The organism is Mycolicibacterium sp. MU0050 (assembly GCF_963378085.1).
Classification (GTDB): domain Bacteria; phylum Actinomycetota; class Actinomycetes; order Mycobacteriales; family Mycobacteriaceae; genus Mycobacterium; species Mycobacterium wendilense.
Map to the genome: position 1 here is coordinate 1,928,199 of NZ_OY726395.1, position 17,814 is coordinate 1,946,012.

Sequence of the window (17,814 nt, forward strand, 5' to 3'; positions counted from 1 at the left end):
GCCACCACGGCTCTTCCGCCGGAGGCTGCGGCCGGACGGCCTGGCGCGGGGCGGGCTGACGCGGGACAGGCGGCGGGGCGGGTGCGCGCGGGGGAGCGGGAGGCCGCCGGAACTCGACCGTCGGATCGTCGGGCCCGGGGCGCCGCGGATCGGGCCGCCCACCGTAGGGCCCGCTCACGGGAACCTCCGGAAGCAGTCGTCGGCGTCGCCGAGCAGCCCGGACCGAAACGCCGAGATGCGGGTGAAGCCCGACGGCACCACCCCGGCGTCGACGTCGCTGGCCACGAGGCCGTTGGTGAGGATGCCGGACACCGCCTCGTCCAGATCGCCGGTCCCCAGCGTCAGCGGCAACCCGGAGCGCTGCGCCATCTCACGCTGCGCCACCCCGGTCAGACACGCGGTGCGCATGCCCGCCACCCCGGAACGCAGGTCCACGCCCCGTTCCTGTTGCACCGCAAGCACATAGCGGGACGCCACCGCCGACAGCGCGGTGTTGTCGCCCTGCAGCAGCACCTGCTCGCTCTCGTCGGCCGGCGTGCCGATCTGCTGCAGCAGCCCTAGATTGACGCTGACGGTGTTGGTGTCCGGGCAGTAGCCGGCGGGCAGCCCCTCGGGCAGCGGGCAGCCGGTCTGGTCGACGCTGAGCACCGGCGGTGCGGCCGGAGTGAACACCGCGTCGAGGGTGTCCATCAGCGAGCCGAGCGTGGACTCGTCGATGGGGGCGTCGGAGCCGGGGATGCCGGAGTGGAACAGCAGGCTGGGCAGGCCCCCGCGGCGATGCTCGATCTCGTCGAGAGTCATTGCGGCACAAGCGTCCGCGCCGACGTCAAAGCCCTGCTGCAACGCACTGACCCGGTCCAGGGCGGTGCCGTGGGCGTCGGTCGGCGAGGACAGCAGGTTGAACAACGAGATGGGGTCGCGCATCGCGATGGCCCCGGCGATCACCCGATCCAGCGCGCCGGTGGTGTTCAGCGTGTACCGCTCGGAACTGCCCTCGGCGACCCAGCGCAGATAGGTGCCGGCCAGGCAGTCGGCCTGCTGCTCGCTGACCAGGGTGGGGGTGTCGGCGTCGACCAGGCGGGCCTGCAGCTGCACGGCGTGGCCGTACTCGTGGGCCATCAGCCCGTTGACCGACATGTCGCCGAAGAACTTCTGCGCGACCGGCAGCAGGAACTCCCGGTCCCACACCATGATGTCGCGGGTGCGGCAATAGGCGGCGTTGTACTTCAGCATCGCGGCCTCGGCGCCGCACACCGGGGCGGTGCCGGGATCGGACGGGTCGATGGAGATCAGCGTCTGCACCGGGGCGAAACCGCCGGCGAAGGTCTCCGCGTAGTGCCGGGCCCAGAAGTCCTCGATGTCCTCGATGGCCAGCAGCGCCGCCCGGTCGATCACCCCGCCGTCGGAGTTCTGCACTCGGTCGGTGGACTCCGGCAGCGGACCGCGCGGCCCGCTGGGGCCGTCGGTGGCCGGCAGGCCCGCGACCCGGAACGGGTCGTAGCGCATCGACACCGCCCGCCCGTCCAGCGCGTACTGCGCGCAGGCGGTGCCCGTCAGCACGCACAGCGCCACCACCACGACCTTCAGCCAGCGCAGTTGCGGTCTCATCGGCATCTTTCGAAGCTCCGGGCGGGGGCGGGTGGTCCCGATCAGCTTTGCACAGCCCGTGCGGCGGCGGCACCCGGTCCGGCGCGCGCATACTGGCCTCATGCCCACCCTCACTGCCATCCAGGGCGACATCACCCAGCAGGATGTGGACGCGATTGTCAACGCCGCGAACAGCGCGATGCGCGGCGGCGGCGGTGTCGACGGCGCGATCCACCGCGCCGGCGGGCCGGCCATCCTGCGCGACTGCATCGAGCGCTTCCCCGACGGCCTGGCCACCGGCGACGCCGGCTGGACCACCGCGGGCGAGCTGCCCGCCCAGTGGGTGATCCACACCGTCGGACCCAACTACAACGCCGGGCAGCGCGACCGCGCCCTGCTGGAGTCCTGCTATCGGCGCGCCCTGCAGGTGGCCGACGAACTCGGCGTCCGGACCGTGGCCTTTCCGCTGATCAGCAGCGGCATCTACGGATGGCCGCAAGACGACGCCATCGCCGCGGCCATCGAGACCATCACCACCGCCGACGTCGACGTCGAGCAGGTTGTCCTGGTCGCCTTCGACGCTGCCACCTACGACGCGGTGTGCACGCAGCTGGACTCTGGGACGTAGTGCGCGAACGAAGTGGCAAGGTGGTCGACCCAGCGCTTTGGCGTTCTCGTCGGGTTCGGCTGTCGGGCGTAATGCCTAGTGCTCCGTCTGTGAATTGAGGTGGTTAAGTGTTTCGCGTCCGCGGCGGACTTTGGTGATGATGTCTTCTGCGGTGGCTTTCCAGATGAATGGCGTGGGGTTGGCGTTCCAGTGGGCGGCCCAGGTGGTGATCGCCTCGGTGAGATCGGCGACGCTGGTGAATACTCCGCGACGCAGTCGTTTGTCGGTGAGCTCTTTGAACCAGCGTTCGATGAGATTGAGCCAGGAACTCGAGGTCGGAGTGGGGTGCAGGTGCCAGCGGCGACGGTCCTTGTGCGCCAGCCACTTCTTGATCTCCGGAGTCGAGTGCGCCGAGAGGTTGTCAAGCACGACATGCACGGCCAGTCCGCGGGGCACAGAGGCGTCGATCTGTTTGAAGAACCGCAGTACATCGGCGCCGGTGTGGCCTTTGCGCAGATCGGTGAGCACCTCACCGGTGGCAACGTTCATCGCCGCGAACAGGTCGATGGTGCCGTGGCGTTTGTAGTCGTGGGTCATGGTGCCGGCTCGGCCGGGTTTCATCGGCAGCGAGGGTTGGGTCCGGTCCAGCGCTTGACATTGAGTCTTCTCATCGAAGGAAAACACCACCGCACGGGCTGGCGGATTCATGTACAGCCCAACAACATCGACGAGTTTCTCCTCGAAATGCGGATCGTTGCTGACCTTGAAGGTCTTCACCTTCCAAGGTTGGAGATTGTGGTCAGCCCAGATCTTGGCCACGGAGTCTTTTCCGACCCCAACCCGGGCGGCCATGGTGCGGGTGGACCACTGCGTCGATCCGTCTGCGGGCAGTTCTTCACGGGTCAGACGCAGCACTTCGGCGACCGTACCCGCTGGCAGACTGGGCTTGCGGCCGCGACCTTTGGCGATCTTGCCCACACCGGCGATGCCTTCTTCGGAGAATCGAGAACGCCAGCGTCGCACCGCATCCGAGTCCACCCCACAGCGCCGCCCGATCTCATCGTTGGCGATCCCGTCACAGGCCCACAGCAGGCCCCGAGCTTGGATCACCGCCCGGTGCGGCAACGACGTCGAGGCCGCCATCCGCTCCAGCTCAACTCGCTGTTCAACCGTCGCCGTCAACGCCGCAGCCACCATCCACCGAGTCTACCAACAAATAACCAGACTATTTCAACGACACACCACTAGGCTCAGGGGATGGACTACGACGCGATCGGCGCGTTGCGCGACCGACATCCGGCCTGGCGTCTGCTCCGCGCCGGTAACGCGGTGCTGATCCTGTCTTTTCTCGGAGGGTTTTTCGTCGAAGGCAACCGCGGGGCCTGTTCGGCGAGCGAGGTCGCCGACGCCTTGGACGATCATCTGTACGCACTCAACACCGGAAGTTCCGAGGCGCGGTACCCGAAAGATCCGCGCGCCTATCTGGACGATTGGGCGGCCACCGATGCCGGGTTCCTGCGACGGTTCTACCCGACCGGCGACGACGAAGTCCACTATGAGGTGACACCAGCGTTCGAGAAGGCCTACGCCTGGGTGCTCAGCCTGCAGGGCAGGTCTTTCGTGGGCACCGAGTCCCGGCTGCACACCGTCGTCGAGCTGCTGCGCCAAATCGTGCATGGCACCGAACTCCAGCCTGATGTCCGGCTGGCCGAACTGCACCGTCGCCGCGATGAGATCGACGCCCAGATCGCCGCCGTCGAGGCGGGCGATGTAGCGATGCTCGACGCCACCGCGGTCCGTGACCGCTACCAACAGCTGTCGACCACAGCGCGGGAACTGTTGTCCGACTTTCGTGAGGTCGAAGAGAATTTCCGGCTCTTGGACCGGGCCGCACGGGAGAAGATCGCCGCCTGGGAGGGCTCCAAGGGTGAACTGCTCGCCGAACTGGTCGGAAGCCGATCTGAGATCGCCGGCTCCGACCAGGGCCGAAGCTTTCAGGCGTTCTACGATTTCCTGCTGTCCGAACAGCGCCAGAGCGAACTCGCCGAACTGATAGCCAAGGTATCCGCACTCGACACGGTCGTCAGCGACCAGCACAGCCCCAGCATCACGGGAATTCACCACGACTGGTCGGAGGCCGCCGACCGGGCACAACGCACCGTCCGGCAGATCTCCGAGCAGTTGCGCCGCTTCCTCGACGACCAGGTCTGGCTGGAAAACCGGCGTGTTCTGGACCTGGTCAGGGCGGTGGAGGCCGCAGCCTTGGATGTGCGTGACAACCCGCCGTCCTTCGGCCTGGAGGTCGATGAACCGGGGATCGAGATCGCGCTTCCGTTCGAGCGCCCGCTCTATCAATCTCCGCCGGCTGTCGCGGTCGAGAGCACCATCTCGGAAGGTGTCGGGGAGGTGGACGCCGACGTGCTGTTCGCGCAGACCTACATTGACCAGGCCCGGTTGGTCGAGACGATTCGCGCTGTCCTGCCCGAGAATTCCTCAGCGCTGTTGTCGGATGTCATCGCGGTACACCCGATCGAGCAGGGCGCGGCTGAAATCGTGGGCTATCTTGCGCTCACCGACGAGGACGTGAGCATCGACATGGACGACACGGAGGAGACCGTCCTGGAATACCCAGACCCCGCAGACCAGGAGGTCACCAAGCGGGCACGGTTGCCGAAGGTGACGGTACGTCGAAGCGCGAGGGAAGAACGATGAGCAACGACCGCGCGGTTGCCGCGGCCATCATCCGGCTGATGCAGGGAGTCGTCTACCGCAGCTCTGATGAGGACACCTGGCAGACCCTGGAACGGTCGGGCGCAGGAGTCCGAGACCATTTCGCCACCCTCGGTGTCGACGTCGTGGTCGACGACAGCGAGGGTTACGCCTATCTACGCTCCCGGCCGGCCGAGGATGGCGAGGAGGCGCTGCCACGGTTGGTGCGCCGGCGGGCACTGACCTACAACGTCAGCTTGCTGCTCGTGCTGCTGCGCAAGCGGCTCGTCGAATTCGAGACCAGCACCGGCGAAGGGCGTTTGGTGCTGAGCACCGACCAGATCGTCGAGATGCTGCGACTCTTCCAAGCCGAATCCACCAACGAGGCCCGCGTGGTGGACCAAGCCGAGACCACCATCAAGAAGGCCGCCGAACTCGGCTTCCTCCGTCAGTTGCGTGGCCAGCACGACCATTGGGAGGTTCGCCGGATCCTCAAGGCCTACGTCGACGCTCACACCCTGTCCGACTTCGCCGCCAAGCTGCGCGAGTACGCGGGCGACCCGGCCGGGGTCGAGTGACGCCGATGAGTGAAACACTGTTCAGCACAACAGACTTGGTCGAACGCCGCGGCGCCGGCTACCGACTGCACTGCGCCGAGGTCTACAATTGGGGCACTTTCGACGGCCAGGTCTGGCGGTTCACCCCCGGCACCGAGACCTCCTTGCTCACGGGCGACATCGGCTCGGGCAAGTCCACCATCGTCGACGCCCTCACCACGTTGTTGGTGCCATCCCACAAGGCCGCCTACAACAAGGCCGCCGGTGCCGAGGCCAAGGAACGGACCCTACGCTCCTATGTCGAGGGCCACTACAAGTCGGAGCGCAACGAGTCCACCGGCAAGTCCCGCTCGAAAGGCCTGCGCGAGAGCAAGAGCACCTATTCGGTGATCCTGGGGGTCTTTCGCAATCACGGCCACGACGAGACGGTCACCCTGGCCCAGGTGTTCCAGCAGCGTGAGAGCACCGGACAGCCTTATCGTTTTTTCGTCACGGCGGTCAAGGAGCTGTCGATCGCGACGGACTTCGCCGACTTCGGTACCGACCTACGCGAACTGCGCAAGAGGCTTCGGTCTGCCGGGGCGGAGATCTTCGACGAGTTCCCCAAATATGCCACCTCCTTGCGCCGCCTGCTCGGCATCCGTTCAGAGCAGGCGCTCGAGCTTTTCCATCAGACCGTCTCGATGAAATCGGTTGGAAACCTCAATGATTTCGTGCGCGATCACATGCTCGAACCCAGTGACTCCACCGATCGGGTTCGCGACATCATCGACCATTTCGAGGACCTGACCAAGGCGCACGATGCCGTCAAACGGGCTCGTGAACAACTCGAAGCGTTGCAGCCCGTGGTGGAGACCGCACAGAAGTACGACGCTGCACTCGCCGATCGGGACGCTCTGGAGCGCGAGCGGTCTGCCTTGAGGCTCTTCATTGCCGAACTTCGCGCCGGACTCCTCGCCGACGAGATCGCAGTTCTCGAGGCCGACGGCGCAGCCTTGTGGCAGCAACAGGACGCAGCCGAATCTCAACAGCGCACACTCAACCATGAACGCGACTCTTTGATCGAGGAGCGCGCCAAGGCCGGTGGCGATCGGATCGGCGAGTTGGAGCGCCTCGCTCACGAAGCTCGATCCCAGGCCGAGATGCGGCGCCAAGCCAAGACGTTGTTCGACGCGGCGGTGAGCCAGGCCGGGCTGGAACCTGTGGCCGACGACGGGGCATTCGCGGCGCTGTCCACCTTGGTCGCCGCCGAACGAGTCCGGTTGACTGCCGAGAAACGAGAGCTGGACATCGCCCTCATCGACGTGATCGGCCGCGAGCGCGAGTCCCGACGCAGGTGCGACGTTCTCAGCCAGGAGATAGCGAGCCTGGAACAGCGGAGCAACAACCTGCCGCACGAACAGATCGCCGTGCGCGCGGAGTTGTGTGCCGCGCTCGGGCTGACACCGGAGGATCTGCCGTACGCCGGTGAACTGCTCGACGTCTACGACGAGCACGCGCAGTGGCGGGGCGCGGCCGAACGTGTGCTGCGTGGCTTCGCGCTCTCGTTGCTGGTGCCGCAGCGGCACTACGACGACGTGGCCGCATGGGTGAACGGGCGCAGGCTCACCGTCGGCGGCCGGGGCACCAAACTGGTCTACGAGAGGGTGCCCCAGAATCGGGTGCGACTACAGTCGGCCGACACGGATGGTCTGTTGCTGGCCGACTGCATCGACGTGCGGGAAGGGTCGTTCCACGAATATCTGCGAAACGAGCTGACCAAACGGGCCGACTTCCGGTGTGCGCTGAATCTCGACGAGTTCCGCAGTCACCGACGGTCGGTCACCCGGGAAGGCCAGCTGCGTTCCGGTGACCGGCATGAAAAGGACGATCGGCATCTCGTCGACGATCCCCGCCGTTGGGTGCTGGGCTGGGTCAACGAACGGAAGGTCGCTGCCCTGCGCGCCGAACTGGCGGCGTTGGAACACGAATGTGCACAGGCCGCCGATGAGTCGGCCAGGCTGACCGAGCAGCGCGAAACGCTGCAGCATCGACTGGATGCGTTCCTACGGGTGGAGGGGTTCCGTTCCTGGGCTGAACTGGATGTCGACGAGGCCGATTCGCGCGCCGAAAGCCACGACGCCGAGCGGATTCGGCTGCAGGCCGGCTCGTCTCGGCTGGAGGAGATCACCCGTGCGCTGGATCGCAATGCCGAAGCGGCCGGCGTCACGGCGGAACTCATCAAGAAGCTCACCGGTGAGCTCGCTACGACGGCCACGGCCAAGCAGCATGCGCAACAGGAGCGCAAGCGCGACGAGGAGTTCGTCGCCGCGCAGTCGGTCGAGCACCGCGAAGCTGCCCGCGCGTCATACTCGGCCCTGGACGAACGCCTAGGGGCGAACCGTCCCGCTCGCGCAGTGGACTGCGCCGAGACGGAGACCACGTTGTCGGCGGACCTGCACCGGCGGATCGAACGCCTGACTCGCGAGTTGGGCGGGTACGGACAGAGCCTGGGTCAATACATGCTCGAGGTGCTTCGCCGGTGGCCCGAGCTGCGGGCGGACATGGATGCCGATGTCGAAGCCCGCAGCGACTTCCTGAAGTTTCGGGACCGAGTGGCGACGGATGATCTGCCGCGGTTCGAAAACGAGTTCAAAGATCAGCTCAACAAGAATACAATCCAGGAGTTGGCGGGGTTCAACAACTGGCTGAACCGGCAGGCCGCGGCCATCGATGAGCGCATAGATCGCATCAACGAGGCTCTCGGAGCGGTGCCCTATAACCCTGGCCGCGTCATCCGGTTGGAGAAAGAACCCACCACCAATCAGGATGTCGCGCAGTTCCGGTCCGACTTGCGCAACCTGACCAATGACAGTCTGGCCGTCGACGGGGACCAGTACTCCGAACAGCGTTTCCTCGACGTGAAGCGGATCATCGAGCGCTTCCGCGGTCGCGACGGTTACGCTGAATCCGACAAGAACTGGACCCGTCGGGTCACCGATGTGCGCAATTGGTTCGTGTTCTCCGCTTCTGAACGTGACGTCGAGACCGATGACGAGTGGGAGCACTACAGCGACTCCGACGGCAAATCCGGTGGGCAGAAAGAGAAACTTGCCTACACGATTCTGGCGGCCTCCCTGGCCTATCAGTTCGGCCTGGAATGGGGAGTCGAGCAGTCACGGGATTTCCGGTTCGCCGTCATCGACGAGGCGTTCGGTCGCGGATCGGACGTCTCGACGAGGTACGCACTGGAACTCTTCGCGACGCTTGGGCTGCAGTTGTTGATCGTCACGCCGTTGCAGAAGGTGCACGTCATCGAGCCTTACGTGCGGGCGATCGGCATTGTTGACAACCCTACCGGGACCTATTCACGGCTACAGACGATGACGATAGACGAGTACCGGCAGCGACGAGATGGACCTCGACGGTGAGCCAAGCCTGGACCACACCCGACGACATCGCCGCAAAGGTCAAGCGGCGGTGGAACGACGGATCGTTGTTGCGTGCCTACGCCGAAGGCGAGCCGTTTGTTGCAATCGAAGTGCCGCTTCGAGGTCCCACACCCACGCAGATCGGTGCGGACATCGAGGCCGCGCGCGCCTGGGTGGCGGCCCTCGATGACGGCCGTCGCGACGACACCCGGTTCACCCTGGAATGGAAAACGGTCGGCGGCAGACATGTCGGCCGCAACACGTTGCCCGTGCGGGCGGTGGTGTCCTCGTGGGATCAGGCGTGGACGCTGTTGGGGGTGACATCGATGGTCCGGCGGTTCGATGAGTTGCTGGTGTCGACACAACAGCATCCGCGGATTCGGGCATGGCTGATCGCCAATCCCCATCGCGCGCTTTCACTCGCCCCGGAGCTGCCGCAACTGATCGCCGCCTACCTCTGGCTCGACGACCATCGGCAGTCGCGGCGGTACCTGCGCGAGATCAGCGCCCCCGGCGTTGATACCAAGTTCGTGGAGAGGCGTCGTTCGGACCTGGCCGGCATGTTGGGCATCCCGTCGAAGCCCACGGAGTTCCTGTCTGGGCTGGGCTTGCAGTCCAAGCCCGTCATGGTGCGCCTGCGACCTGCGCCTTCGCTGGGTCTGCCGGCCCCGCTCACGGAGCTGGCAGTGCGCAGTGAGGAGTTGGCGCAACTCGACGTGCGTCCGCGAATCGCGGTGGTCATCGAGAACGAGGTCAGCTATCTGAGTGCCGAAGTCCCTGACGGCGGAATAGTCTTCTGGGGCAAGGGTTTCGAGGTCGACAACGTGGGCAGGCTGCCATGGCTGGGCGGCGTCGATGTCGTGTATTGGGGCGACATCGACACCCACGGATTCGCCATTCTCGACCGACTGCGGGCGTGGCTGCCGGCGACTCGGTCCGTGCTGATGGACCGCGTCACCCTCCTGCAGCACCGGGACCGTTGGGTGGGGGAGGACCGCCCGTCGAGGTCCCTGCTGACCCGACTGACCCGCGACGAGCAGAATCTCTACCGGGACCTCGTAGAGGATGGCCTCGGTGATCGCGTCCGTCTGGAGCAGGAACGAATTGACTGGAGCTGGGCCCAGCAGCAACTGAGAGCCGCGACCCGAGTCCAGGTATGACGCCCGACGAATTGGAGCTACCGCACCCCGATTGGAGGTGTGTACATTGGTGTGTATGGCTCGGTTGAATGTCTATGTGCCCGATGAGTTGGCCGAGCGCGCCCGGGCTCGGGGATTGAACGTCTCGGCGTTGACCCAGGCCGCGATTCGCGCCGAGTTGGAGGATTCGGCCACCGACGCGTGGCTGGAGAGCTTGGACCCTCGAAGCGCCGAAGCCCGGCATGGCGACGTGCTGGAAGCCATTGACGCCGCCCGCGACGAGCTCGGGTCGTGAACCCCCGCGCGTCGAGAACGTCGCGAGAACACGTCGTCCTCGACGCGAGCGCCATGGTTGACCTTCTCGCCCGTACCGGCGACCGGTTTCCGGCGGTGCGAGCGCGACTTGCGCGAACCGTGCTCCACGCACCGGCCCACTTCGATGCCGAGGTGTTGTCGGCGCTGGGCCGTCTGCAGCGCGGGGGTGTGCTCACCGTGGACCATGTCGGGGCAGCGCTGGCCGAGCTTCAGCAGGCGCCGGTGACCCGGCACGATCTACCACCGCTGCTCGCCGGAGCGTGGTCCCGCCGCGACACCTTTCGCTTGGCCGATGCGCTCTACGTCGAACTGGCCGACGCAGCCGGCATGACGTTGCTGACCACGGACCAAAGATTGGCGCGGGCTTGGCCTTCCGCGGAGGTCATCGTCTGAGACAAACGGACTCGGGCATTTCCACGCATCGGTTTACCCCAACCCGTCGTGGGTACGGTCGAAACCATGGATGTGTACACGCTTGCCTTCGAATGGACGGAGACCAACCGACACTGGCTGATCGAGGTACCCATCCGGCTTGTCGCGTACACCGTCGTGGTGCTGATCGCCCGCTACGTGCTGCACCGGATGATCGATCGGGCCACCACCGGCCGCACCCGCAAGCCGCGCTCCGAGGACATCGACGCCCCGGTCAAGCGGCCCCCGCTGCTGCGCCACCTGAAGGATCGCGCGGCGTCGTCGGCGAACGCCGCCCGCATCGCGGCCCGCCGGCAGCAGCGCGCGCAGACCATCGGCTCGGTGTTGAAGTCGACGGTGTCGATCGTGCTGCTGACCTGGCTGGTGCTGGCCGGCCTCAACGTGCTGGGCGTCAACATCGCGCCATTCATCGCCTCGGCGGGCGTGGTGGGCCTGGCCATCGGCTTCGGCGCGCAGAACCTGGTCCGCGACTTCGTGACCGGTGTGTTCATGCTGCTCGAGGATCAGTACGGCGTCGGCGACATCGTGGACCTCGGGGAGGCGATCGGCGAGGTGGAAAGCGTCGGCCTGCGCGTCACCACGGTGCGCGACGTCGACGGCACCCTCTGGTACGTCCGCAACGGCGAGATCCTGCGGGTGGGCAACATGAGCCAGGACTACGCCGTCGCCCGGGTGGAGGTGCCCGTCTCGTTGAGCGCCGACGTGACCCGCGCGGAGGAGGTCGCCGTCGAGGCCGCCAAGGAGGCGCTGAAGGATCCGGAGTTGGCGGCCAACGTGATCGGCGAACCCGAGATGCTCGGCGTCCAGGAACTCTCGCCGGATCTGGTCACGCTGCGGATGACGGTCAAGACCAAACCGAACGCGCAATGGTCGGTGCAGCGCCGACTGCGCCGCGAGATCCTGCGCGCCTACGACCGCAACGGCATCGACCTGCCGTACCCGCAGGGCCGGGTCCCGCTGCTGGTCAACGGCGAATAGCTCAGCCCGACGCATGTAGCACAAGTGCTACAGTGGCGGGATGGAGACAGTGGGCCTGCGGGAATTGCGGCAGAACGCCTCCGATCTGGTTCGCCGGGCCGAGGAGGGCGCCGAGATCACCATCACGGTGGCCGGTCGGCCCGGGGCCAGGCTGGTGCCTGCCGCGGCCCGGACCTGGCGGCGGTGGGACGACGTGGCCGATCTCTTCGCCGGGCCGGCTGATCCCGCGTGGGAGGCGGACCGTGACGAAATACCCCACGACCTGCGTGACCCGTGGGCGGCCGGGTGAGGACACTCCTGGACACCAGCGTCGTCATCGGCGCCGGCGTGCAGCCGATCGACGGCGAGCTGGCCATCAGCGCAATCACGTTGGCGGAACTGCACTTCGGCGTCCTCGTCGCCAAAGATCGGAAGGTACGTGCCGAGCGGTTGCGGCGGTTGCTCGTGCTCCAGCGCACCTTTGACGCGCTGCCCGTCGACGAGGCCGTGGCGGCCGCCTACGGACAGGTTGCCGCGGCCGTCGTCGACGTGGGCCGCCGACCGCGCGCACGGTCGATGGACCTGCTGATCGCCGCGACCGCCATGGCGCACTCGGCGCGGCTGTGCACCCACAATGTCGATGACTTCGTGGGCCTTGGCGAGCTGCTGGAAGTTGTTCCCGCCCCGCTGGTCAACGGCGAATAGCTCAGCCGTCGGCGGCGGCCACCAGCGAGCGCAGCTTGATCTCCGGGTTGTCCCGCTGGAAGCCCTGCAGCCGCCACGGCGTGGAGAACAACACCAGCAGCACACCGTCGGAGCGGGTCATCACCTCCGCGGAGACCTGCTTGTTCATGAACTCGGCGTCCTCGGGTTCCACGATCCGCGCCACCTGATACGGCAGCGGCTCCAACGAGATGGGGGCGCCGATCTCGGTGGCCATCCGGTGCGCGGCGACCTCGAACTGCATGGGGCCGACGGCGGCGAACACCGGCGCCTGATCGCCGCGGCGATCCGAGCGCAGCACCTGCACCACGCCCTCCTGGTCCAGCTGCTCGATGCCGCGGCGGAACTGCTTGTGCTTGCTCGGGTCGGTGCCGCGGGCCACCGAGAAGTGCTCGGGGGAGAAGCTCGGGATCGGCGGATACTGCACGGGCACATCGCGATACAGCGTGTCGCCCGGGCGCAGCACCGCGGCGTTGGCCAGCCCGATCACGTCGCCGGGCCAGGCGGTGTCCAGGGTGGCGCGCTGCTGGCCGAACACCGACTGCGCGTACTTGGTGACGAAGGGCTTGCCGGTACTGGCGTGGGTGAGCACCTCGCCGCGCTCGAATGTGCCCGAGTACACCCGGGCATAGGCAATGCGGTCCCGGTGCGCGGAGTCCATCCCGGCCTGCACCTTGAACACGAACGCGCTGAACGGACCGTCGGTGGGCCGCACGGTGCCGTCGATGCCGGTGGCCGCATCCGGCGGCGGCGCCAACTCCACGAGCACGTCCAGCAGCTGATTCACGCCGAAGTTCAGCGCGGCGGAGGTGAACAGCAGCGGCGAGGATTCCCCGCTGAGGAAGCCGTCGCGGTCGTAGTCGGAGCCGTCGGCCGACAGCAGCTCGGACTCCTCGACGGCGGTGTCCCAGTCCACGCCGGCCGCGGCGTGCGCCTCGTCGGCGGGGATGTGTTCCTCCGGTGCGACGGTGGCGCCGCCGGCGGTGCGGGTGAACCGAATGTAGTTGCCGCGGCGGCGATCCAGCACGCCCTTGAAGTCGCCGGCGATGCCGACCGGCCACGTCAGGGGCGTGGGCCGCAGCCCGATCCGCTCCTGGATCTCGTCGATGAGCTCCAGCGCGTAGCGGCCGGGCCGGTCCCACTTGTTGATCACCGTGATGATCGGGATGCCGCGGTGCTTACACACCTGGAACAGCTTGAGGGTCTGCGGCTCGAGGCCCTTGGCGGCGTCGATGAGCATCACCGCGCAGTCCACCGCCGTGAGCACCCGGTAGGTGTCCTCGGAGAAGTCGGCGTGCCCGGGGGTGTCGAGCAGGTTGATGACGCAGTCGCGGTACGGGAACTGCAGCGCCGTCGAGGTGATCGAGATACCCCTGGCCTTCTCCATCTCCATCCAGTCCGACACCGTCGCGCGGCGGCCGGCCTTGCCGTGCACCGCGCCGGCCTCGGTGATCGCCCGCGCGTGCAGGGCCAGCGCCTCGGTGAGGGTGGACTTACCCGCGTCGGGGTGGCTGATGACGGCGAAGGTGCGGCGGCGCGCCGCTTCGGCGGCGACCCGGGCGTCGGCGGGGCCGGTCGCGGCGGTGTCGGGGGTGGCGGTATCGGTCACGGCGTTGTCGGTCATCTCGGTAGCGATGGTATGGCCCTGGGGGCCGGATTCTGTAATCGCGCCCGGGTTTGGTGCTTGCTAACGGTCGGGAAATGTCAGACCACGGCACTAAAATGGAGTTGCTGTCGAGTGTTGGGGGTGGAGCCGATGAGCTGGCCGATGTGCGGCAATTGCGGGGAGGTCGCGTACTTCCCGTGGATGGGTGGCATGCACGCGTGCGACGCCGGCGAGCTGATCGAACCGCTGACCGTGCGCCTCGAACAGCCCCATCCCCGGCGGCCGGACTGCGGCAGCCGCTACCACCGCGTCATCAAACGCATCTCGATCGAGGGCTCGGAGCTGGCGCACCTGGAGCGGTACATGGAGCGCGTCCAGGACGACGACGAGATCACCAAGCTGTGGGTCACGGTGTGCGCCGACGGCACGCTCGAGTTCCGCGGGGCCGGCTTCGTCTACAGCGCACGCATCGGCGACGAGGAGCCGCTGCGGTGGGAAATCTAGACCCGAGGCCCGCCGAGTTCGATCGCGGGACGTACCGGGTGGGACGATCTAGCGTTGTCAGCGACGAAGGGGGAGTGGCCATGTCCGTTTCAGCCAAGCACGCCGTGCTCGTGGGGGTCGACGGTTCGCCGTCGTCGAACGCGGCGGTCGATTGGGCGGCCCGCACCGCCGCGATGCGGGGCCTGCCGCTGGTCATGGTCCATGTGATACCCGAGCCGAAGGCGGCGTTGGGGGTCAACGTGATTCGGTCTCCGCAGGTGTGGCAATCGCTGGAGCGGGAGGCAAAGCGGGTGCTGGCCGAGAGTCGCACGATCGCCGAGCAGGCGACCGTGGGGTCCGGCCCGCTTCGGATCGAGGTGGCGTCGATCTCGGACCCCGCCGTGGCCGCATTGGTGAGGTTGTCCGAGGAGGCCGAACTGGTGGTGGTCGGCTCCCGCGGACTCGGCCGGATTCCGCGTCGGCTGTTGGGCTCGGTGAGCGCCGGTCTGGCCCACCACTCCCATTGCCCGGTGGCGATCGTCCACGACGAAAAGCGGGGGGACATGGCGCGGCTGCCGGTGGTGGTCGGGATAGACGGATCACCCGCGTCGGAGGCGGCCACGGCGCTGGCGTTCGAGGAGGCGTCGCGGCGCGGCGTGGAATTGATTGCGCTGCACGCATGGTCGGACAACCTGATCATCGAGCTTCCCGGCAACGAGTGGGAGTCGGCACACCCGAAGGCGGCGGAGGCGTTGGCCGAGCGACTCGCGGGGTGGCAGGAGCGCTACCCGGACGTGTCGGTGCGCCGCGTGGTGGTTCCGGACCGCCCGGCCCGCCGCCTGATCAAGCATTCGCAGGACGCGCAGCTGGTGGTGGTCGGCAGCCGCGGCCGCGGCGGCTTCACCGGGATGCTGCTGGGCTCGGTCAGCGCCGCGGTGGCCGAAGCCGCGCATTCGCCGGTGATCGTGGCCCGCCCGGCGCCGGCCGAGCGGTCCTGACCGCGGGCTACAACCCGAGGCGCCCCAGCACCCGTCGCACCAGTCCCGCATCTGAACCGGTGGGCGGCTGCCGGTCGGCGTACGGCCACGGCTGATTGCGTTCCGGGACCGACTCGGCCCGGACCTGCTTGAGCTGCATCCGCAGATGCTGTCGCAGCTCGTGCAGATCGGCGTCACCCCAACGGTTCCGGGCCTCGATCGGGTCCGCGGTCAGGTCGTAGAGCTCCCACTGATCGTCCAGCGGATCGCTGCGGTAGATCTCGCCGCCGATCCCGTCGCTGGCCAGGTGTCGCACACCCGGCTCGGTCCAGGTGGCCGGATCGTCGAAGGTACGCACCAGCTTCCACAGGTGCCCGGCCCCGCCGGGCGCGTCGGCCTCTTCGACCCGGACCACCAGGCCCTCGAAGTTCGAGGCCACGTGCGCGGGGACCTTGATCCGCAGCGGCGCAGGCGGTTTCACGGTCCGGCCGAACTGCCGGGCCAGGCCGGAGGCCTTGGTGTCGCCCTCGAGCACGTTGTCGCGGGTCATCAGGTAGATCGCCCGGTTCTCGTCGGCGTCGGCCCCGTCGATCACCGGCATCAGGTCGCGGCCCGGCAGGTCGTGCACCTCGGTGAACGATTCGGCGAGCTCCGCGGCCACCGTGTGCACGTCGATCCCAGCGGCGCCGAGCAGCGTCGGCACCAGGTCGACGTGCGACGTCGGCGCGGACACCGTGCGCGCCGCCGTGGCCTCAGCACCGATGCGGGCGATCACGAACGGCACCCGGGTGGCCTCGTCGTAGAGGTTGAACCACTTCTGGTGCAGCCCGCCGTGCGCCCCGAGCAGGTCACCGTGATCGGAAGTCCGTACCAGCACGGCATTTTCGGAACCGCCCTCGGTGACGGCGCGGCGCACCCGGTCCAGCGGCCCGTCCACCTCCGCGTGCAGCCGGTAGTACAGGTCGCGGTACTCCTGCGCCTTGCGCTGATAGGTGCGCTTGACCGCCGGGACCGGCCCGTACCCGGAGTAGTAGGTCTCCCGGTAGGCGATCTGCGCGGCCGGCTTGTCGCGCAGATCCTCGGTGGCAGTCGGCGGCGGCGGTATCGGCGGCGGATCCAGTTGCGGCGCGGGGGTCAGCGGGCTGCGCCGCGACCAGGTCGGGAACAGCACCACGTCGTGCGGGTTGACAAAGCTGACCACCAGCAGGAACGGGCGCAACGCGGCGGCGTCACCGGCGCGGCGGCGGGCGTAGCGCTCCTTCAGCCAGGCCACGGCCCGGTCGGCGTAGAGCGGGTCTCGGCGAAAACCGCTGTTGGCCAACGGCGCACCGTGCGGCTCGGGACCCACCCAGTTGGAGAAGCCGAACGGGTCCAGCCGGTCGGCGGCCCGGTAGGCCGCCACGGCCGCCTCGTCCACCACGCCGTCGTCGTCGTTGGTGGCCAGGATCTCGCCGGTCTCCGGATCTTCGATGTCCGCGTGCGAGATGTGCCATTTACCTTCGTAATAGGTGTCGTACCCGGCGGCGCGGAACCAGTTGCCCAGCGTGGGCACCTCACCGCGGCGCAGCCACCGCAACCGCGAATCGTCGTACCGCTTGCCCAGCCCGTCGGTCTGGGTGACGCCGTGCAGATCCGGGTACTGGCCGGTGAACAGCGTCGGCCGGCTCGGCACGCAGGCCAGCGAACCGGTGTAGTGCCGGGCGAAGCTCACCCCGTGCTCGTCGAACCAGCGCCGACCGCCGAGCACCCGTTGCCGCCAGTCCAGCACCTCGTCCGACTCGTACGGCGGGATCGCGCGTTCCTCGTCGGTCATCAGGATGACGATGTCGGGCCGATCGGTCACGGCGTTCCTCCCATTCGGCGGGCCAGCCCGGACAGCATGACGTCGGATTGCTTGGCGATGACGCCGCTCACGACCTGCTCCACCAGTCGCGCCAGCGGGCCGGAACCCTTCGTGACGGTGCTGGTGACCGTCACCTCGGTGGCCCCGCCGGTCGGGCGCAGCGTCCACCGGTTCTCCAGGGCGCCCAGCCGGCGCGGCAGGCCCTCGATGTCGTAGGCCAGGGTGCCGGCCGGCTCGAACATGGTGATGGTCTCGACCAGCGCGTTGCGGCCCACCTGCACCCGGCGGGCGGTGCCCACGTGTTCGGGGTGTTCGTGCAACACGCTGGAATGATCGATGTTGTCGGCCCAGGAACTGAGCGCCCCGAAGTCGGCCAAGACATCCCAGATTGCTTGCGGCGGGGCCGATATCACCCGACTGCGACGTGCATGTGCCACACCGCCATGTAACACGATCGCCGAGGATATTT

At 67.5% G+C, this 17,814-nt stretch carries 17 protein-coding genes; 12 read left to right on the top strand and 5 right to left on the bottom strand.

Annotation, left to right across the window (positions count from 1 at the left end):
• Positions 1–174: 174 nt before the first annotated feature.
• The gene (locus tag R2K23_RS09030; RefSeq protein WP_316516130.1) at positions 175–1,608 is read right to left on the bottom strand and encodes a neutral zinc metallopeptidase; all 1,434 of its coding nucleotides are present in this window, start codon (positions 1,606–1,608) and stop codon (positions 175–177) included.
• Between the two features lie 100 nt (positions 1,609–1,708).
• Here R2K23_RS09030 and R2K23_RS09035 point away from each other — a divergent pair, with 100 nt between their 5' ends.
• A complete protein-coding gene (locus tag R2K23_RS09035) occupies positions 1,709–2,215 on the top strand; it encodes an O-acetyl-ADP-ribose deacetylase (RefSeq protein WP_316516131.1) in 507 nt (168 codons plus the stop codon).
• Positions 2,216–2,290: 75 nt separating this feature from the next.
• Here the strand turns inward: R2K23_RS09035 and R2K23_RS09040 are convergent, their stop codons facing one another.
• Positions 2,291–3,391 carry an IS630 family transposase gene (locus R2K23_RS09040; RefSeq protein WP_316511500.1) on the bottom strand — a complete coding sequence of 367 codons (1,101 nt, stop codon included), beginning with the start codon at positions 3,389–3,391 and terminating at the stop codon, positions 2,291–2,293.
• 60 nt (positions 3,392–3,451) lie between these two features.
• Here R2K23_RS09040 and R2K23_RS09045 point away from each other — a divergent pair, with 60 nt between their 5' ends.
• The 9 genes from R2K23_RS09045 to R2K23_RS09085 all read left to right on the top strand — a co-directional run bounded on the left by R2K23_RS09045 (position 3,452) and on the right by R2K23_RS09085 (position 12,418).
• Positions 3,452–4,906, top strand: coding sequence for a DUF3375 domain-containing protein (locus tag R2K23_RS09045; protein WP_316516132.1), 1,455 nt, complete (start codon positions 3,452–3,454; stop codon positions 4,904–4,906).
• The gene (locus R2K23_RS09050; RefSeq protein WP_316516133.1) at positions 4,903–5,481 is read left to right on the top strand and encodes a DUF4194 domain-containing protein; all 579 of its coding nucleotides are present in this window, start codon (positions 4,903–4,905) and stop codon (positions 5,479–5,481) included. The genes R2K23_RS09045 and R2K23_RS09050 overlap by 4 nt, the downstream gene beginning before the upstream one ends.
• Positions 5,482–5,486: 5 nt before the next feature.
• A complete protein-coding gene (locus R2K23_RS09055) occupies positions 5,487–8,870 on the top strand; it encodes an ATP-binding protein (RefSeq protein WP_316517156.1) in 3,384 nt (1,127 codons plus the stop codon).
• Entirely contained in the window at positions 8,867–10,030 is a 1,164-nt protein-coding gene (locus tag R2K23_RS09060; protein ID WP_316516134.1) for a Wadjet anti-phage system protein JetD domain-containing protein, read from the top strand. Before R2K23_RS09055 ends, R2K23_RS09060 begins: the two co-directional genes overlap by 4 nt.
• A gap of 55 nt (positions 10,031–10,085) precedes the next feature.
• The gene (locus R2K23_RS09065) at positions 10,086–10,304 is read left to right on the top strand and encodes a type II toxin-antitoxin system CcdA family antitoxin (RefSeq protein WP_316516136.1); all 219 of its coding nucleotides are present in this window, start codon (positions 10,086–10,088) and stop codon (positions 10,302–10,304) included.
• Positions 10,301–10,717, top strand: a complete 417-nt coding sequence (locus R2K23_RS09070; RefSeq protein ID WP_316516138.1) for a type II toxin-antitoxin system VapC family toxin — start codon at positions 10,301–10,303, stop codon at positions 10,715–10,717. Before R2K23_RS09065 ends, R2K23_RS09070 begins: the two co-directional genes overlap by 4 nt.
• 66 nt (positions 10,718–10,783) lie before the next feature.
• A complete protein-coding gene (locus R2K23_RS09075; protein WP_316517158.1) occupies positions 10,784–11,734 on the top strand; it encodes a mechanosensitive ion channel family protein in 951 nt (316 codons plus the stop codon).
• A gap of 40 nt (positions 11,735–11,774) precedes the next feature.
• Positions 11,775–12,023: a type II toxin-antitoxin system Phd/YefM family antitoxin gene (locus R2K23_RS09080; RefSeq protein ID WP_316516139.1), complete on the top strand. Its 249-nt coding sequence runs from the start codon at positions 11,775–11,777 to the stop codon at positions 12,021–12,023.
• Entirely contained in the window at positions 12,020–12,418 is a 399-nt protein-coding gene (locus R2K23_RS09085) for a PIN domain-containing protein (protein ID WP_316516140.1), read from the top strand. Before R2K23_RS09080 ends, R2K23_RS09085 begins: the two co-directional genes overlap by 4 nt.
• Position 12,419: 1 nt before the next feature.
• Here the strand turns inward: R2K23_RS09085 and R2K23_RS09090 are convergent, their stop codons facing one another.
• On the bottom strand, positions 12,420–14,060 hold the full coding sequence (locus R2K23_RS09090; RefSeq protein ID WP_316516141.1) for a peptide chain release factor 3: 1,641 nt from the start codon (positions 14,058–14,060) through the stop codon (positions 12,420–12,422).
• A 132-nt stretch (positions 14,061–14,192) separates the two neighbouring features.
• Here R2K23_RS09090 and R2K23_RS09095 point away from each other — a divergent pair, with 132 nt between their 5' ends.
• Positions 14,193–14,546: a hypothetical protein gene (locus R2K23_RS09095; protein ID WP_316516142.1), complete on the top strand. Its 354-nt coding sequence runs from the start codon at positions 14,193–14,195 to the stop codon at positions 14,544–14,546.
• Between the two features lie 80 nt (positions 14,547–14,626).
• Complete coding sequence (locus tag R2K23_RS09100) at positions 14,627–15,523, top strand: universal stress protein (protein WP_316516143.1); 897 nt, start codon at positions 14,627–14,629, stop codon at positions 15,521–15,523.
• A 7-nt stretch (positions 15,524–15,530) separates the two neighbouring features.
• On the opposite strand, the gene R2K23_RS09105 is transcribed toward R2K23_RS09100, so the two are convergent.
• Positions 15,531–17,345 (bottom strand): sulfatase-like hydrolase/transferase, encoded by a 1,815-nt coding sequence (locus R2K23_RS09105; protein WP_316516144.1) that lies wholly within the window; start codon positions 17,343–17,345, stop codon positions 15,531–15,533.
• On the bottom strand, positions 17,342–17,800 hold the full coding sequence (locus R2K23_RS09110) for an SRPBCC family protein (RefSeq protein WP_316517159.1): 459 nt from the start codon (positions 17,798–17,800) through the stop codon (positions 17,342–17,344). Before R2K23_RS09110 ends, R2K23_RS09105 begins: the two co-directional genes overlap by 4 nt.
• Positions 17,801–17,814: the final 14 nt, after the last annotated feature.

Coding starts and splice junctions, on each gene's coding strand:
- R2K23_RS09030 (WP_316516130.1), bottom strand. CDS start 1,608: ATGAGACCGCAACTGCGCTGGCTGAAGGTCGTGGTGGTGGCGCTGTGC.
- R2K23_RS09035 (WP_316516131.1), top strand. CDS start 1,709: ATGCCCACCCTCACTGCCATCCAGGGCGACATCACCCAGCAGGATGTG.
- R2K23_RS09040 (WP_316511500.1), bottom strand. CDS start 3,391: ATGGTGGCTGCGGCGTTGACGGCGACGGTTGAACAGCGAGTTGAGCTG.
- R2K23_RS09045 (WP_316516132.1), top strand. CDS start 3,452: ATGGACTACGACGCGATCGGCGCGTTGCGCGACCGACATCCGGCCTGG.
- R2K23_RS09050 (WP_316516133.1), top strand. CDS start 4,903: ATGAGCAACGACCGCGCGGTTGCCGCGGCCATCATCCGGCTGATGCAG.
- R2K23_RS09055 (WP_316517156.1), top strand. CDS start 5,487: ATGAGTGAAACACTGTTCAGCACAACAGACTTGGTCGAACGCCGCGGC.
- R2K23_RS09065 (WP_316516136.1), top strand. CDS start 10,086: ATGGCTCGGTTGAATGTCTATGTGCCCGATGAGTTGGCCGAGCGCGCC.
- R2K23_RS09075 (WP_316517158.1), top strand. CDS start 10,784: ATGGATGTGTACACGCTTGCCTTCGAATGGACGGAGACCAACCGACAC.
- R2K23_RS09080 (WP_316516139.1), top strand. CDS start 11,775: ATGGAGACAGTGGGCCTGCGGGAATTGCGGCAGAACGCCTCCGATCTG.
- R2K23_RS09090 (WP_316516141.1), bottom strand. CDS start 14,060: ATGACCGACAACGCCGTGACCGATACCGCCACCCCCGACACCGCCGCG.
- R2K23_RS09095 (WP_316516142.1), top strand. CDS start 14,193: ATGAGCTGGCCGATGTGCGGCAATTGCGGGGAGGTCGCGTACTTCCCG.
- R2K23_RS09100 (WP_316516143.1), top strand. CDS start 14,627: ATGTCCGTTTCAGCCAAGCACGCCGTGCTCGTGGGGGTCGACGGTTCG.